Here is a 16,942-nt window from a genome sequence, read left to right as displayed (position 1 = left end):
TGAAAGGGGTACCTTTATATTATTTTAAGTAATGATGAAGTATTTCCATGGTTTATTTTGTCTAACATTGTGTAGATAAAAACTTGGTGTAGATAAAAACATGTAAATAATACGCTTATTTATGTGTTGAAATATATGAAAGGAGGGTTATATCTTCAAAAAAGTTCAATATTTGTAAGGCAGTATTACCATATTACCCCATTATGAAAGGAGAAATAATGATGAAAAACATTCTTGAAGGGAAAAAAATGATCGATTTAAGTTTGGATATTGTCCCCTCAAAAGGCGCATGGATCCAGTTCCCACGGGCTTTGGTATATGGCGGTGAAGCCGTACCGACAAGAATCGAAACAATTGCCACTGTGGAAAAAGATGGGACCTTTGTCCAGCGATATGAATCAACTACCCAGGCTTTTACCCATTATGATGCTCCGGCTCATTTTGATGTCAATGGTATCACCAATGAAAAGGTTCCCCTTACTCAATTGGTAAATGAAGCTGTAGTGATTGATATGCTCCATAAACAGCCCGGCGAGGGGGTTTTTGCTAAGGATTTGGAGGAATCCGGCGCTGAGGTACGGCCGGGTGATACGGTTATTATTCGTACCGGTTGGACCGATAAGGCTTTTGGCCAAAAGCTCTTTTGGGAGAAAATGATTTGGCTGGCGCCGGATGCGGCTGATTGGCTGATTTCCAAAAAAATCGTGGCATTGGCTCAGGATTTTATGACAGATATTCCGCCGGTGGTTCCCTGTGAACATTGCGGTGCGTTACTGCCTAATAAAGAGTTATGCCCTAATCATTACAAATTTTTGCCCAATAATATTATTCTGATTGAATGGCTGACCAATCTTGCAGCTATTTCCAAACCCAGAGTATTGTTGGTCGCTTTACCGTTAAAAATCGTGGGCGCCGACGGGGCTCAGTGCCGCGTTATTGCAATCGAAGATGTCGATTGATCTCATGGTCAAAATTATATTTGGAAAAGCCCGGTTGCAAGGTGCGTACGGTATGTTAATAAAAATGTAAATTTACTGGTGCCCTAGAGGCAGCCGCTTCCGACGGCGCATCGTGTATGCCGTCGGTGAGCGGCAGTGTTTAACCCTAAGGATATTGAAAAGGTTTTATGTTGGGAGGTGTCATTTATGAAAATGCTAATTGGCGGAGAGTGGGTTAATGCCAAGTCGGGAGAAGAAATCATGGTTGTCAACCCGGCGACTCAAAAGTTTTTAGATACAGTTCCCAATGCTACAAAGGAGGATGTTGCCAATTGCCTGCATCATGCTGGAAAGGGGCAAAAAGAATGGGCGTCTTTATCTTTATATGTGCGTACCGCTGTCCTTGCTAAATGTGCGGATCGGATTAAACAGCAAAGGGATGAGCTGGCAACTCTATTGAGCAGTGAAACGGGAAAAACCATTAAAGAAGCGGAAAAAGAAATTAGCAATACTTCTTTAATATTTAAAAGTTTCGCGGAAAAGGCCAATCACCTGTATGGGCAGGTGATGCCCGACATTCATGAAGGAATGGAAAAGGACATCTCCTTTACCAGAAGAGAACCGCTGGGCGTGATAGTATGTATCGTTCCTTTTAATTTTCCGGCCAATCTCTTTGCTCAGAAGGTGGCCCCTGCATTGGCCTGCGGCAATGGGGTGATCGTCAAACCGGCCTCGGATAATCCTTTAACGGCCCTCCGATTGTCGGAAATACTTTTGGAATGCGGCGTTCCCGGAAATGCACTACAGATAGTAACCGGTAAAGGTTCCACAGTGGGCAAATGGCTGGTGGACAACCCAATGATCAATGGGGTTAGCCTGACCGGGAGTACAGAAGTAGGCATGGAAATAGCAAAAGATGCGGCGAAGTATTTACATCGGGTTTTTTTGGAACTAGGGGGGAACGATGCCTTCATTATTTTTGAAGACGCCGATCTGGCATCAGCTGTTGAAGAGGCAGTCCGGACCAGGGCCGGCAACGCGGGTCAAATGTGTTGTGCGAGCAAACGATTTCTTGTACACGAGCAAATAAAGGAGAAATTCACCAATGCTTTAGTAAATAGATTAAGTAAACTTGTGATTGGAGATCCCCTGGATCCCTGTACGGAAATGGGCTGCCTGATTAGTGAAAAAGCAGCGATACAGGTGGAGGAAGGGATAAAACATACCATTGAGCAAGGTGCAAAATGTATTTATGGGGGAAAAAGATTTAATAAGACCTTCTTCCCACCGACCGTATTAACCGATGTTACACCGGAAATGGATATCTCTAAGGATCTAGAGGTGTTTGGGCCGGTTTTTCCAATCATTGAATTTTCATCTGGTGAAGAAGCGATCCGGATTGCCAATCAAACGAAATATGGCCTACAAAACGGGATTATGTCAGCAGATATATCGAAGGCGATTGAAGTGGCCTCAAGACTGAAGAGTGGTGCTGTCGTTATTAATGGAGGCTGTAATTACCGTCATGTGGAAATGCCTTTTGGTGGATGCAAGATGAGCGGTATAGGACGGGAAGGGGTTTCTTGTACTCTGGAAGAAATGAGCCAAGTCAAAACATATGTGCTAAAATCTGTACTGAATACCAAATAAGGTATAGAAGCAATAGGGACGGTTAATATGAAAACAGAATGGTTACGCGGTCCAAAAATGGGCAACAAAAAATAACATCTTCTTGGGAAAGACAGGAACTTATGCTAAAAATAGATAGCCGTTATTGCTCAGCGATTGAATTAGCTTGATGCTACTACTGGGTCGTAGAACCCTCCAAATTTTAGTAATCTGTGTATCAGTGCTAAAATTTTTCTCGCTACAGCAATAATGGCTTTCTTTTTACCCAATTTCCCTTGATGTGACCAAAACCGAGACGAAAAACTCGAACCCCGGCAGCGGACATCAGCCCATGCGACCTGACATAGAATGGATTTTATATAGGGATTGCCCTTGGTAGCAATTTGCCGGAAGTTGTTTTGACCAGGGGACAAATCGGTCAATCCGTTCCGGATGATTGTTCAGATCGGAGTTCGGCATCTCCTTGAACAGATACACCAGATAATCATAGACTTTCAGATTGTTTGCCAATGCGGTCTGCACCACGCTGTAGATGGCCGCACTGCTGCCACCCCGATTGGTCTTGATGGTCATCCAGTTGGCCCTTCCCTGGTCAAAGGGACGGATGCTTCTCTCGGCTCCCATTCTCCTGCTCCCGCAAGCCCTTTCACGGAGCGGTCCATTTGGCTGTACTTTTCAAAAAATAGCTTGTCGTCATATTTGTTTTCTTTCAAATTTTATCACACCCATTACATAACTTAATATGGATAATACGGCACTTACATGACGTCAATCGGGTATAGAATCATTTGTCCACCGCTCAAGCACTTTCAGTTGTTCCGGTGTGTGAAACCAATGCTCGCCACCAGACATTACCATCAGTTTACAATCAAATTGCTCCACAAAAGCGTCTACAGTTTTCTTTTCTATTAGATTGTCCGCCGTGCCATACAAAATTGACGTCGGAACATCCCATTCTGCAATCCGGTGTCTCCGGACATAACTCAGATACTCCCACGACAGCGTTTCTCCGAAATTTGCAGGGATGATTCTTTGATCTTTTAGATGTTCTTCCGTAACGCCGGACCATTTCATCAGATTGCTGATCAACTGCTCCATATCCAAAATAGGTGATACAAACAGGCAAAGATCAATTAATTCTTTTGTAAAGCTGAGCATAGAGAAATAGGCGCCGATACTGTTTGCGCGAACACTAATATGATCCCATCTGTCCATTGCATTGGATAGGATACACTTGAATTCCGGAACCGCGTGCCAAGGATTGAAAGTATCTGTTTCGTTCCTGCGTTCACCATGTTCCGGCAAATCAAAGCTCAGGACCTGATAACCCTTCCGGCAGGCAATTGCAGCAAACGGCTCCGCTTCTTCTTTGTATCCGTTCTTACCGTGAATGAACATGAACAGCTTTTCTGAAGACTTTCCGTAAACGATGGCGGGAATGCCCTGAATTTTTAATACTTCCATAGGCCCTCCTACTGATGCCCAAATAATATAGATAAAGAGAATTTTACATTTATCTGTTTTCTGACGGTTACGAGACACTGTTTGAATGATCGTCTGTCCAGATTTCTTTTTCACTCAAAGTTGTTTCTGAAATATGTCTGTGCAGGGGGTTATCTTAAATATGACCGCTATTCTATGCCTTCAATTGCTATGATTTCGCCGATTGCCGCCCCTTCACGCAGTTTCTTTGCCTCTTGGTATTCCTCAGAATTGTACCATTCCTTGGCTCTCTCCATAGTAGGAAACTCAAGAATCACAATTCTTCTTGTTTCTTCCGGGCCTTCAAGTGTTACCATTTCTCCTGCTCGAACAAGAGCTTTTCCGCCATACTTCTCAATTATTGCTGGAGTAACATTCAAATACTTTTTGTATTCCTCCCAATTCTTGATATCCACTCTGACAACAAGATATGCAGCCATAACTGATCCCTCCCTTGTATGAGTTTCCGGGACAAAATTAGTCTGAGCATCATTATTAAAAAAATTGGGATTAACCTTAACTAATGGCATCCCTGGCCTTCACTTTCAAATTTCCAAAGTTTATTTCATTTAAGAATTCCACAGGTTCCCTATATTTCCTCCGAATTATTTGCATTAATCTTATGAGATCATATATATGAAAAGAGAACATCGGGATAAAAGCCGACATTCTCTCATCTTTGCCCAGTCTCAAAATTATTTCACATTGCGCAATATGCATGGCGGTTTAAGTGGCAAAAAGCCTCTTTCTGCGTATATTCCATAATTCTCTATGCCTCTTTTGCTGCCGCTTCTTTACCCATCAAGCGGTCTGCCAACTTCACTGCATCTAGAGCATTGGAGGAATAGCCGTCAGCACCGATTTTTTTGGCAAAGGCCGGGGCGATGGGGCCACCGCCAATAATGACTTTTACATTGTTCCTGATTCCTTCGGTCTTTAACATATCAATAACTTTGGCCATACCTGGCATAGTAGTGGACATTAAAGTAGACAAGGCAATGATGTCGGCATTTACTTCCTTGGCTTTGTTAACAAAATCACGCAAGGGAACGTCCCGGCCTAAATCAAACATTTCGTACCCAGCGGATTCGAGCATGATGCGCACCAAGTTTTTGCCGATATCATGAATATCCCCTTCCACAACGCCGATAACGATTTTGTGCTTAACTTCCTGCGTTGTTTGCTGGATATGCGGCCGTAAAACGGCTAAACCATTATACATGGCATCAGAGCAGAGCAGAAGCTCTGGGATAAAATATTCTTCTGCTTCATACAGGGCGGCCGCTTTTTGCATCCCGTCTACTAATCCGTGTAAAATCCCGTCCAAGGCAGGATAACCGGTGGTAATATACTCTTCCGCTACTGCAACAACTTGTTCATCTTCCATATCTTTGACACAATCAGAAAGAGACCGCAATAATTCTTCTTTCTTTCTCATTATTATTTTCCTCCATCATATGTTTTCATTTTTATATCCTATCTTCTTAAGATATTAATGCTTGGGCACTTTATGCGGTTTGCTCCTAATCCCCTCTATGAATACGTCATTAGCAATCAAGATAGTCAGGAGGTTATCCTTACTAACTGTGGTAATACTCTTGTTGAGTCTTGAAATATAAATTTAACTACTGGCTTCCATTCCCTTTACTATCGCCAGCATTGCCCGGATATCTAAATAAGGCAGCTAAGTTCTCAATCCACATGCCAGAACGATAATACCTGAGCTTCCATTAATAGCCCTACATGAGGGAGGGGTAGCCACTTCCAGACTGGAAATGTCTCAAAACAGCCTCCATCTTTCCTGGACCTTTGAAGAAGTCGACCAGCGCCTCAAGGATATCATGACCGGCATTCTCCAGGCATCCAAAAAAGCTGCCGCTGACTACGGAATGGAAGGTAATTTTGTGGCAGGGGCCAATATCGCCGGCTTTCCGAAAGTGGCCCAGGCCATGCTGGATCAAGGCTTCATTTAAAGGGAAAATAAATGTAAGATTTACATAAGGAATTTACGTTACAAAGCAAAAAGAAACCCTGGCTTCTAATCAACCAGAGTTCCTCTATCAGAATTTATGTGGTCCGGCGGGCGGGACTCGAAATAGGGGACGTTCTGCCTTCATCCCTATATTTCTTCTTGTTCTAATTGTTCAATTTTCCATTTGCATTTCCAAACCATCTTTAACATCGCCAAAGAAATTGCCCCAAGCAAAACTGAAAATACCCCGAACATAAAGTAACCTGTTCTTATTGTGGCCGCGAACTCTATGAAGAAACAAATGGACTCGATAACTAAAAAGATCTTGAAAAAATTAAGAATCTTACTGTATAAAGCAATTTTTGAATTTACATCCGTATACATTTCAAATGGACCATCTACTGCCTTTTTTCTTAAATAGACCCAGCGCCACCATTGATCAATAACTTCTACTCCCAGGTCCTCCATAAAAGAGGCATAATCTGCTTTATTACCGCTCCAATTATCAAGTAAATCTATCTGGTAATTATATTCTCCAGGCTCACATGGCTCAAAAGTATAAAACCCCAGAAAGAATTTTTTTAATGCCCACCCTTCTGAAGACATTTTCTGGAGCCACTCTTCTTCAGCATCTTTATCATAGTATAGTTTGAATTTTAGCATTTTTTCATCCCCTCTTGTTCATCGATCTTTTCAGCATTCTCAAGAAGTTCCTTTAACCTCTTAACTTCATTTTTGAATACTTCTCTTCCCATACCCGTAATCAAATATTCTTTTTTCTTTCTAGATTCTTTATCCTCACTATATAAACTGATCCAACCTTTCGTAAGCATGGAGTTAATCGCACCATACAATGTTCCTGGGCCTAACAAGACCCTGCCGCTTGTCATTTCACTGACATTCTGAATTATTCCATATCCATGATTCGGCCTTCGCACAGCCAACAAAATATAAAATAATGCCTCGGTCAAAGGTGAGCTATTATCCAAATCTATCAACCTCTCTTATATCGTCTGCCGATATATTAAATATATCGTATTATGATATATCTGTCAACGATTTGTTTAATAAACTATTATGCAAATCGAAGAACCGCCTCTTGTGCCCCGCCTAACGGCACTGGAAGAATTCAAAATTTGCCAAGTAGTCCGGGTTGTAAAAATGGGCATAAAAATACCGCGGACAGCAACTTCGCACTGATGAAATCACCTCACGGCATCACATTTTAGGCAATAAAAAACACCCCTAACTTACGTCACCGTAAATTTGGGATGTTGTCAACAGCCCCGCCCCCCCCTTACAACCCAGAGGGACTGCTTTGAGTAAAAGTTTCCTGACATCATTCTATAACAATAACAGCGCCGTTTTTGATGTCCATCCAGTTATAAAGGAATTTTGCATGACTGGTATAATTGCGCACACACATATTTGAGCGAGGAGTTGTACCAATGGTATGGAGATATTCTATCGTCCCGGGATCCACCTTCTCACCGTCCTTTACCTCATATTCCACAGGAACACCGTGAATGTAAGCCCCACCGGTAAAACGTATGGCAAAGGGCGCGTAACCCCCAATTTCTTCAGTACCCTTTTGGATATATTCAAACCGGTCTTTTTTTTCAATGGCCTTGTAACTGCCCAGGGTAGTTTCAAAGGAGAAATCGCTTGGTATTCCTGTAGTAGCCAAAGTATATGAAACAAGGTCGAGACTGTTTTCACCTACTTTAAAGGAAGCCTCGTTTTGCTGATTTCTGTCAACTACAACCACATGGTTCAACCAGCTTAATGTGGCAGCCCGGTCAATGTACTTTTTCGGCACATAGTAATTTCCCCCAAAAGTAGGAACATTAACATGATAAAACTCATCTGTCTCATCTAATATTCGCACCAGGATTCCGTCCGGTATATACCGGAATTCGCTGCCGGTATCTGCCCGCAGGTATGCGGGAGCACTGTGATAAAACCGGTATCCATACTCATCTATTGCAGCGTCACCCTTTTTAGGGGGGGCACCGTTCTGATTCTTATAGTTGCTGATAAAGTGTAATTCCCCCTGGGCCAGCTGCTGCTTCAGCTGGTTTACCGCAGCCAGCATTTTGTCAAACCGGAAGGCCCTGGGGGTACCTGTTGATGCGTGCAGATAGCCTTCTTTTGTTTGATTGTCTTTTTTACATGCTACCCTGTACCAAATATTTGAACCCTGAAATTCTTTACCTTCAGCCCGCTGAAGCAAGGACACCTTATCCAGATTCTCTACCCTGGCAACAACGGTGGAGTCGGCCGCAGGGTTTTCCCGGATATCGGCACCATTTTCTGCTGTAATAAGGAAATAATCGTAGGAAATGTTATAGTAAAAGTACTGCACTTTATTATTAATTCCTTTAGGCAGAGAAGTGTTGTACTCATGAAGTACTGTGTTCATCTTGTTGGGCTCTATTTTTTTCATCAACTGTGCTTGCTGCTGCTGACTAAGGCCGGATATTCTATTTTCTTCCTCCTCCTCTGTGGTTTGGTTGATCCTTAGGTCCTCTTCAAGGCTGTAGCCGTTGATATTCTCCTCCACATCCTCCTTGTCGGATTTGGCTAGTTTATCTTCTCCAGGCAAGTTCTCTGAGGGGCTTAACGGCTGTCGTTGGGGAGATGGAGGCACAGTGCTCAAATATACATAACTTGATACCACAATTAGTGCAACGAACGCTAATAATATCGTGATTTTCCTATTCATCAGTATCCTCACTCCAGTATTTTATAAAATCCTTAAGATATATCCTTCTCAAATCATTATCAATTATGTATTCAGTGTTGCTATAGATTGACCGGAACGTCATGTCCCCTAAAAAACCCAGGTGCACAAAGATGCCGGTCAATCTTTTCCATTTCTGATATAGGAAAGCACCAGGGAAGTGGTTGAAAAAGGGATAAAAAAAACCGATACTGGTTTAAAGTACCGGTTTGAGCATTTTTAAGGCTATGATGTTGGTAAAGCTACCTGGGTTCCTTTTGAGATTGATTTGACATTTTGTCATTATCGGATAAGCGCCAAGGGGACGAGGCTACCAATTCTGCATTGCTCCGCCTTCGTGAGACGGTCTTGCCGTAGCTGCATATAAAGCCATCATCCCTTTGGTAATCTTAGGCTGAGGTTTTTGCCAATGGTTACGCCGCACAGCCAACACTTCATCGGAAACATGAAGAGTCAATTCTTTCTGGAAACAATCCACAGTAATCAGATCGCCTTCTTCCACAAAAGCCAGATTACCGCCTTCCATCGCTTCGGGAGAAATATGCCCGACAATGGGCCCATGATTGAAGCCGGAGAAGCGGCCATCGCTGATCAAACCCACGGAATCGTCCAAACCCAGAGCCACCAAAGCATCGGTGGATTGCATCAATTCATTCATCCCCGGCGAACCCTTAACTCCCTCATAGCGCAATACAATAATGTCTCCCGCCTTGATTTTCCCGTTGGTGATCGCCAAGAAAGATTCATGATCACTATTGAAAACCCGGGCCGGGCCGGAAAATTTCAGCATATTTTCCGGTACCCCGGTGGTGCGGATAACCGCCCCGTTTTGCGCAAGATTTCCTTTTAAAACTGTAATCCCGGAGCAAGTATGCCAAGGCTGATCCAAAGGCCGCAAAACGCCGCCCAAAACAGGCTGAACATCCTTGATCACATCGTGCAGGATGGTGCCGGCGATATTTCTGACACCGGTGTCCAAATAGGGTTCCAGAATCTTTTCCACGGCGGGAACTCCGCCGGCAAAATGCAAATCAACAACGGAATAAGGCCCGGCAGAACGCACTCCGCAAATACAGGGAACATGATTACGTTTATCAAATTCATCCAGGGAATAAGGAATACCCAATTCATAGGCAATGGCCAATATATGTAAGACTGCATTACTGGACCCGCCAATACCCAGATCCACTGTTGTCGCATTGTCCAAGGCAGCCTTGGTGATAATATCCCGGGGCCTGATTCCTTCTTTGGCAAGCCGTACCGCCTGACGGCCGGATTCACGGGCTGCGCGCACCCTATCTGCCAAGGCGGCAGGAATAGTAGCGCTGCCTGGCAGAGACAAACCCAAAGCCTCGGCTAAAATCTGCATGGTATTGGCAGTCCCCATCACAGCACAAACGCCGATACCGGGACAAGCAGCATCTTCCATAGCGCAAAAATCTTCCGGAATGGTATCGGCAAACACACCAACATTCACATCCGGTGTGATAATGGGCTTATTCTGATAGTTTCCCGGAAACATAGGGCCACCGGTTAGTACTATAGAAGGGATGTTCTTCCGTATCGCTGCTAAAATAGTGCCTGGAATAATATTGTCACAACAGGCTAACATCACCATTCCATCAAACTGGTGCACGCTGGCAACAAATTCGATACTCATGGCCACAGCATCCCGCCCTGCCAGTTCATAGCGCATCATTTCGGTACCGATGGCAACATTGCCGCAAGTAGAAGGAACGCCGAATTCCACCGGCACACCGCCGGCTTCCCAGATACCCTGCTTGACCGCATCTGCCAAAGTACGCATTTGAATATGGGCAGGACTATTTTCCGCGTAAGTATTGGCAATCCCTATATGAGGCTTATTCCGAATATCGCTGTCGGAATAACCGGCGCCTTTATAAACCACCCTCCGATGCGCCGCCTCCGGCCCATCCCAAAATTTATTGACCATTTTTTAGTATCCTTTCATTCAATATTTTACCGGCCAACCAACCCGTTTTTCCATTGATCATCAGCTTCTGCCCCCAAATGATTGAAACCGGCAATATGTACCTCGCTGCAAGAAATCCGGGGCACAATGGCCGGATAACCGCGTACAGATCCTCACGCAGGGCAGTGCCAATAAAAGATCCGCCCAAAACATTTTTCTGAATGCATCCACCTCATCCGCTAATCATGTTTATAACTTCTCTTTTAATAATAATGACATCCTTAAAGCTTATCAATAACAAAAAAGCCCCGTGGAATGCACCACGAAGCCTCTATCCCACACGCCCCTCAAACGTGCGCCCCTTCCGGTTCTGCCCCTCCGACATTTCTTTAAACATTTGCGAAGCATAAACGACTTTCACTTAGGATGACGTCTTATACATTGGGGCGTGGCGCAGCCAACCTTTGGCTTTGCCATATTTAATCCAATGATCAAGCGTATCTAATTCTTCCCAGAGGAACTCTTCATATACACTCCTAAGGCGGTCGTTTGTCGCATTCTGTTTCAGTGCCGTAGCATGGAGCTCAATCATGAACTGCATCCCGGTAAAAATACAACGGTACATCCATTCATCCTCAAGAGCATCTTGATTCGTGATGGATTTGATGCTTTTAGGGGGTCTGTCCGTCAACGGCAAACTAAAATGATCCATTTCCTTCTCTAAGATGTTAATTTGTTTTTGTAAAACACCAGCAAAGCCCATTAAAAGAATGGTAGCAAAATCGGGGTCATGGGCAAAATTTTTAAAAATTTGCGTAGTTTCCAGAGTATCATACCTGGCCGTCAGGTGATCCCATAGGTGAAAGGCTTCGCCGGAGTCCAATTTTTCCTGTACATCCGATTGATCCGGCAAATAGATAGGCGGTGTTCCAAACCATCCCTTGAGCTTGATATATTTTACGGCTTTATTGTAGATCTCCATTTCACTCTTTAAGTATTTTGCAAATACCTTTCGGAGATCGTCGGAAGTTAAAGAACTCCTAGTGGCCCGCAGATGCATACTGATATTCTCTTGAAGCAGGGTCATTAAGATAGTGGCCACAAAACGGTCCTCAATTGCTTCCGTGTTGGCCGGTGTACGAACACTTTTTGGCGGTCTCCGGGGCAAGCTCAAACCATAATCGTTCATGAGCTTTTCCAGCTCATTTATCTGTTTTTCAAAGGACCCATAAAGGGTCACCTTAACTAATATATTAAAATCCGTATCATGAATAAAATTTTGAAATACCTGGATCTGCTCCATACTGTCATACCGGGTGCGCAGCATATCCCAAAGATTAAAAGCCTCTTGAGTATCTAACATCTTAGGTGCCTTTTTTTTAAAAAGCAAATCTAACACCTCTGTTTCAATCATGAGTAAAATCTCTTTCGAATGTGGCGCGTAGTCGCTAACTAATCTTAATTTAACTCTGTCAACGTTTAGATTTTGTCGATTCAAGTAATATTATCCTGTATCTTCTATTATTTTTTTATGGAATATTATGTAATTTGCAGAACGGAAATATAAAGTATTTCTACCAGCACATACAATATTGCCCAAGAAATAGAGGATTGATGGGATACCTTATGGAAATATGTATAGCTCAAACCTGAAAACTGTATTTCCAAAAGGCGAGGCAAAATATGACTTATGGGGGGAATTGCTATGATTGACTCACTTAGACTTTTGTTGGTGGAAGAATCAGAGGAGAATTCGCTTGTAGCCTTAAAAGCTCTTCATAGTAATGGTTATCACCAAACGTACAAAAGGGTACATTCCACTGAAGATCTTGTTTCTGCCTTAAAGGATGGTCCCTGGGATATTGTCATCGTCGATATCAGTACCGGGCAGTTTGATGAACTGTCGTTTATGAAGATTATTGAAGAAAGCGGTTTGGATTTCCCTTGCCTCATCTTATCTGAAAAAATCGGTCAAGAACGTCACGTTAAAACCGTTAAACATGGGATTTTCAAAAATATTTATTCGGACAACCCGAATCAATTTATCCCCTCGGTAAAAAGTGAAATTACTGATGCTATTTTAAATAATATGCATATACAGGCGGATAAGGACATCATGGATCAGAAAGAATGGTTACGCGTCACCCTATCAAGTATCGGAGATGCTGTGATAACAACTGATATTAACGGCACTGTCACCTTTATAAATCCTGTAGCTGTACAGATAACCGGCTATTCAATAGAAGAGGCCACCGGCAAACCGATAAATCATATATTTAGAATATTTAACGAAATAAGTCTTGAACCCGCTGAGATTCCTGTAGATAGGGTAATCAAAGAGGGTTTTATTATTGGCCTAGCAAATCATACCGGACTTATTACTAAGAATGGTGAAACGCTTTCCATTGCTGATTCTGCCGCTCCTATTCGAAGCACCAACGGTGAAGTTATCGGTGTGGTTATGGTATTTAGGGATATTACCGAAAGTAAACGCATAGAAGAGCAGATGGCGCGCCTCGACAAATTAAACTTGGTTGGGCAGATGGCGGCAGGAATTGCTCATGAGATTAGAAATCCTATGACCACTGTGTGGGGATTTTTGCAGTTGCTTAATTCCAATAACGATTTTGCACAGTATCAGGAATATTTTGAGTTAATGCTTGATGAATTGGATCGAGCCGGTTCTATTATCTCAGGCTTCTTGACTTTGGCTAAAGATAAAACATCAGAAGCCGGAGAAGAAAGCCTTAACAGGATCATCCAAAGCATAGCTCCCTTAATTCAAGGTGAAGCCCTCATGAACAATATGTTTGTGGAAATAGACTTGGGCGATATTCCCAATTCGGTTATAAATGGTAATGACATTCGCCAACTCATTTTAAATCTGGTCCGCAATGGATTGGATGCGTCAAGCGAAGGTGATGGCCTAACCATCCGAACTTTCAAAGAAAATGGTAAGGTAGTTTTGTCAGTACAGGACCATGGTAAAGGGATGGACAAAAAAATACTCCAAAACCTAGGCACGCCCTTTCTTACTACCAAGGAAAACGGTACCGGTTTAGGTTTATTCATCTGCTATAACATTGCAGAAAAGAATAATGCTTCAATAGAGGTAGTGACCGGCAATAACGGAACAACCATTTCAGTATTGTTTAAAGAGAGGATAAAGCAACCGGATCTCTAGGATCTTTTAAGAATTAACGATCTCCCTAACTTTTTAATTATTCCTAACATTTATATTACCTAGCGAATTTCCATTTTTTTTTATTGTTGTATGCTATTTAATCAAAGGATATAATTTATAATAGTAACTGTTATCAATAACCCTCCATTCTGTTGATCCACCATAGTTACTCAATATCTCTATGATTCAAGGTAGTAACAAAAAAAAATTTTTGAAGGAGGTAAGTTAATGCAGGAAGAAACAAAATGCCCCATAACGGGAAAAACCAAAAAGGCCATTGCCGGTGGCGGCACCTCTAACAGGGACTGGTGGCCTAACCAGCTCAACCTTAAGATTCTTCATCAGCACTCAGATTTAAGCAATCCGATGGATAAGGATTTCAACTATGCTGAAGAATTCAAAAAGCTTGATCTGAAGGCCGTCAAGGAAGACCTGTATGCGCTCATGACCAACTCTCAGAGCTGGTGGCCTGCTGATTACGGTCACTACGGGCCGTTCTTTATCCGGATGGCTTGGCACAGTGCAGGTACATATCGCATGGGCGATGGCCGTGGTGGCGCAGGTTCCGGCACTCAACGATTTGCCCCCCTCAACAGCTGGCCTGACAATGTTAACCTGGACAAAGCACGCCGTTTGCTTTGGCCGATCAAGAAGAAATATGGCAGGAAAATCTCATGGGCTGACCTGATGGTTCTCGCCGGGAACTGTGCTTTTGAATCAATGGGTCTCAAAATGTTCGGTTTCGCCGGCGGACGCGTGGACGTATGGGAGCCGGAAGAGGACGTATATTGGGGTGCCGAGAGCGAGTGGTTGGGCGACAAGCGCTACTCCGGTGACCGGGATCTCGACAATCCTCTCGCCGCCGTGCAGATGGGGCTGATCTACGTGAACCCGGAAGGACCGAACGGCAACCCGGATCCTGTGGCCTCCGGCCGTGATGTTCGGGAGACCTTCGCCCGTATGGCCATGAACGATGAAGAAACTGTCGCCCTGGTCGCCGGCGGGCACACCTTTGGAAAATGCCACGGTGCCGGCCCTGCAACCCATGTGGGACCGGAACCCGAGGCAGCTCCCATCGCGGAACAGGGCCTCGGCTGGAAAAGCAGTTTCGGCAGCGGCAAAGGCGGCGATACGATCGGCAGTGGTATCGAGGGCGCTTGGAAGCCGAACCCAACCAAATGGGACATGGGTTATTTGAACACGCTGTTTAAATACGAATGGGAACTGGTCAAGAGCCCGGCCGGTGCCCATCAGTGGCTGGCCAAGGATGTCGTCCCAGAGGACATGGTCGTTGATGCACATAACCCATCTAAGAAGCATCGGCCGATGATGACCACAGCGGATCTTTCCCTTCGCTACGATCCTGTCTATGAACCGATTGCCCGGCGCTATCAGCAAAACCCCGCAGAATTTGCGGATGCCTTCGCCCGTGCATGGTTCAAATTGACCCACCGTGATATGGGTCCACGTTCACGCTATCTCGGTCCGGAGGTTCCTGCGGAAGAATTAATCTGGCAAGACCCGGTGCCTGCAGTCGATCATGAACTGATCAACGCGCCGGATATCGAAGAACTCAAAGGGAAAATCATTGATTCCGGCTTGTCTGTCTCCCAACTGGTCTCAACTGCCTGGGCTTCAGCATCCACGTTCCGCGGCTCCGATATGCGCGGCGGGGCAAACGGGGCACGCATCCGTCTTGCACCGCAGAAAGATTGGGAAGTCAACCAGCCGGCTCAATTGCATACGGTGCTTCAGGTCCTTGCAAAAATCCAGACTGAGTTCAACAGTGCGCAGCCAGGCCAAAAGAAGGTTTCCCTAGCCGACCTGATCGTCCTTGGCGGATGCGCAGGGATCGAGCAGGCCGCAAAGAATGCCGGTCACAACTTGATCGTTCCTTTTACACCGGGACGTATGGATGCATCTCAGGAGCAGACCGACGTTAAATCATTCTCCGTGCTCGAACCGGTTGCAGATGGGTTCCGCAACTACCTGAAAGCCAAATTTTCCGTATCAGCAGAGGAACTGCTGGTTGATCGTGCGCAACTGCTGACATTGACCGCTCCAGAAATGACAGTTCTGGTTGGCGGTATGCGCGTCCTAAATGCCAATTACGGAAAGTCTCAGCATGGCGTCTTCACTAAGAGGCCGGAGTCCCTCACCAATGATTTCTTTGTGAATCTTCTGGACATGAACACGGTTTGGAAACCAATTGCGGAAGACGAAAACGTGTTCGAGGGCCATGACCGCGCAACAGGCGAATTAAAGTGGACCGGTACCCGTGTTGATCTTATTTTCGGATCAAACTCACAGCTTCGGGCCATTGCCGAAGTTTATGCGTGTGAAGACTCTCAGGATAAGTTCTTGCATGACTTTGTGTCTGCCTGGAACAAGGTGATGAATGCGGATCATTTCGACCTTGCTTAAGTAGGAGTATAAACAACTATGCCTGCTTTTCACTTGAAATAGACAAAGCAAGGAGAAAAAGGCGCACAAGAAGTCGAAGAAGAGATTGAAAAATTTAAAAAATAAGCATTGGTATTTTGGAAGGGGTAGATTTTCTGCCCCTTCCATTTTTGTTCAATGAATCCTCTACCTTCTAAGGTATGACTCTGTCAAATTAAGATACTTTTTCCGAAGGCTTTATTAACCTCAGCTTAGTTGGGTCATACAAGCTATTTTTCTATATAAATAATCATTGATATAAACAATCGTTTATGTTATTCTTAAAAAAAAATGAACAGGTGTATATATGGGAAATTACATCGAAGAGCAAACATTTTTTAAAGCTTTGGCAGACGCTAACAGGCTAAAGATACTCGAAGTCCTTTCTTTAGAATGCAAAAGCGTCAATGATATTGCGAAGTTAGCTGGTCTTTCGCAGCCCTTGGCATCGCACCATTTAAAGGTCTTAACCAAGATTGGGATAACGCGTGCGGAAAGTCGTGCAAGCTTTAATTATTACTGAGTAATTAACCCGGTAATCTGGAAGATTATACAAGACTCTAGAAGTTTTTTGCGGACTATCCGACGGTGAATAGTGATTTAATCCTGTTGTAGTTTC

At 44.0% G+C, this 16,942-nt stretch carries 14 protein-coding genes and 2 pseudogenes; 6 read left to right on the top strand and 10 right to left on the bottom strand.

Annotated features, from left to right (window positions below):
• The first annotated feature begins 218 nt into the window (after positions 1-218).
• Positions 219-959: a cyclase family protein gene (locus tag DCMF_RS19870; protein WP_214658756.1), complete on the top strand. Its 741-nt coding sequence runs from the start codon at positions 219-221 to the stop codon at positions 957-959.
• Between the two features lie 186 nt (positions 960-1,145).
• Positions 1,146-2,588 (top strand): aldehyde dehydrogenase family protein, encoded by a 1,443-nt coding sequence (locus tag DCMF_RS19865; protein WP_148136033.1) that lies wholly within the window; start codon positions 1,146-1,148, stop codon positions 2,586-2,588.
• A gap of 303 nt (positions 2,589-2,891) precedes the next feature.
• Here DCMF_RS19865 and DCMF_RS19860 read toward each other — a convergent pair whose 3' ends face one another.
• The 5 genes and pseudogenes from DCMF_RS19860 to DCMF_RS19840 all read right to left on the bottom strand — a co-directional run bounded on the left by DCMF_RS19860 (position 2,892) and on the right by DCMF_RS19840 (position 5,487).
• Positions 2,892-3,191 carry a transposase domain-containing protein gene (locus DCMF_RS19860; protein ID WP_148136032.1) on the bottom strand — a complete coding sequence of 100 codons (300 nt, stop codon included), beginning with the start codon at positions 3,189-3,191 and terminating at the stop codon, positions 2,892-2,894.
• Positions 3,185-3,280, bottom strand: a pseudogene (locus DCMF_RS19855) (class I SAM-dependent methyltransferase); the annotation flags it as partial. The gene DCMF_RS19860 and the pseudogene DCMF_RS19855, both read right to left, overlap by 7 nt.
• Positions 3,281-3,335: 55 nt before the next feature.
• Positions 3,336-4,031, bottom strand: a complete 696-nt coding sequence (locus tag DCMF_RS19850) for an alpha/beta hydrolase (RefSeq protein ID WP_148136031.1) — start codon at positions 4,029-4,031, stop codon at positions 3,336-3,338.
• A 167-nt stretch (positions 4,032-4,198) separates the two neighbouring features.
• Complete coding sequence (locus DCMF_RS19845; RefSeq protein ID WP_214658755.1) at positions 4,199-4,489, bottom strand: DUF1330 domain-containing protein; 291 nt, start codon at positions 4,487-4,489, stop codon at positions 4,199-4,201.
• Between the two features lie 329 nt (positions 4,490-4,818).
• Complete coding sequence (locus DCMF_RS19840; RefSeq protein ID WP_148136029.1) at positions 4,819-5,487, bottom strand: corrinoid protein; 669 nt, start codon at positions 5,485-5,487, stop codon at positions 4,819-4,821.
• A 298-nt stretch (positions 5,488-5,785) separates the two neighbouring features.
• On the opposite strand from DCMF_RS19840, the pseudogene DCMF_RS19835 reads away from it, so the two are divergent.
• Positions 5,786-6,022 (top strand): annotated as a pseudogene (locus DCMF_RS19835) (NADP-specific glutamate dehydrogenase); the annotation flags it as partial.
• 146 nt (positions 6,023-6,168) lie between these two features.
• On the opposite strand, the gene DCMF_RS19830 reads toward DCMF_RS19835, so the two are convergent.
• The 5 genes from DCMF_RS19830 to DCMF_RS19810 all read right to left on the bottom strand — a co-directional run bounded on the left by DCMF_RS19830 (position 6,169) and on the right by DCMF_RS19810 (position 12,060).
• Positions 6,169-6,684, bottom strand: a complete 516-nt coding sequence (locus DCMF_RS19830) for a DUF2812 domain-containing protein (protein ID WP_148136027.1) — start codon at positions 6,682-6,684, stop codon at positions 6,169-6,171.
• Entirely contained in the window at positions 6,678-7,010 is a 333-nt protein-coding gene (locus tag DCMF_RS19825) for a PadR family transcriptional regulator (RefSeq protein WP_148136026.1), read from the bottom strand. The genes DCMF_RS19830 and DCMF_RS19825 overlap by 7 nt, the downstream gene beginning before the upstream one ends.
• Before the next feature lie 350 nt (positions 7,011-7,360).
• The gene (locus DCMF_RS19820; protein ID WP_148136025.1) at positions 7,361-8,746 is read right to left on the bottom strand and encodes a L,D-transpeptidase; all 1,386 of its coding nucleotides are present in this window, start codon (positions 8,744-8,746) and stop codon (positions 7,361-7,363) included.
• Between the two features lie 328 nt (positions 8,747-9,074).
• A complete protein-coding gene (gene ilvD, locus DCMF_RS19815; protein WP_148136024.1) occupies positions 9,075-10,718 on the bottom strand; it encodes a dihydroxy-acid dehydratase in 1,644 nt (547 codons plus the stop codon).
• Positions 10,719-11,118: 400 nt separating this feature from the next.
• A complete protein-coding gene (locus DCMF_RS19810; protein ID WP_214658754.1) occupies positions 11,119-12,060 on the bottom strand; it encodes a DUF3231 family protein in 942 nt (313 codons plus the stop codon).
• 342 nt (positions 12,061-12,402) lie between these two features.
• On the opposite strand from DCMF_RS19810, the gene DCMF_RS19805 reads away from it, so the two are divergent.
• From DCMF_RS19805 to DCMF_RS30525, 3 genes are all read left to right on the top strand, one after another.
• Positions 12,403-13,881 carry an ATP-binding response regulator gene (locus tag DCMF_RS19805; RefSeq protein WP_214658753.1) on the top strand — a complete coding sequence of 493 codons (1,479 nt, stop codon included), beginning with the start codon at positions 12,403-12,405 and terminating at the stop codon, positions 13,879-13,881.
• A 228-nt stretch (positions 13,882-14,109) separates the two neighbouring features.
• A complete protein-coding gene (gene katG / locus DCMF_RS19800; RefSeq protein ID WP_148136021.1) occupies positions 14,110-16,305 on the top strand; it encodes a catalase/peroxidase HPI in 2,196 nt (731 codons plus the stop codon).
• A gap of 325 nt (positions 16,306-16,630) precedes the next feature.
• Positions 16,631-16,846: an ArsR/SmtB family transcription factor gene (locus DCMF_RS30525; RefSeq protein ID WP_148136020.1), complete on the top strand. Its 216-nt coding sequence runs from the start codon at positions 16,631-16,633 to the stop codon at positions 16,844-16,846.
• Positions 16,847-16,942 lie beyond the last annotated feature (96 nt).

The organism is Candidatus Formimonas warabiya (assembly GCF_002777255.1).
GTDB lineage: Bacteria > Bacillota > Dehalobacteriia > Dehalobacteriales > Dehalobacteriaceae > Formimonas > Formimonas warabiya.
Note: the sequence above shows the minus strand (reverse complement) of the source record. Positions and strands in the feature narration are given on the sequence as shown.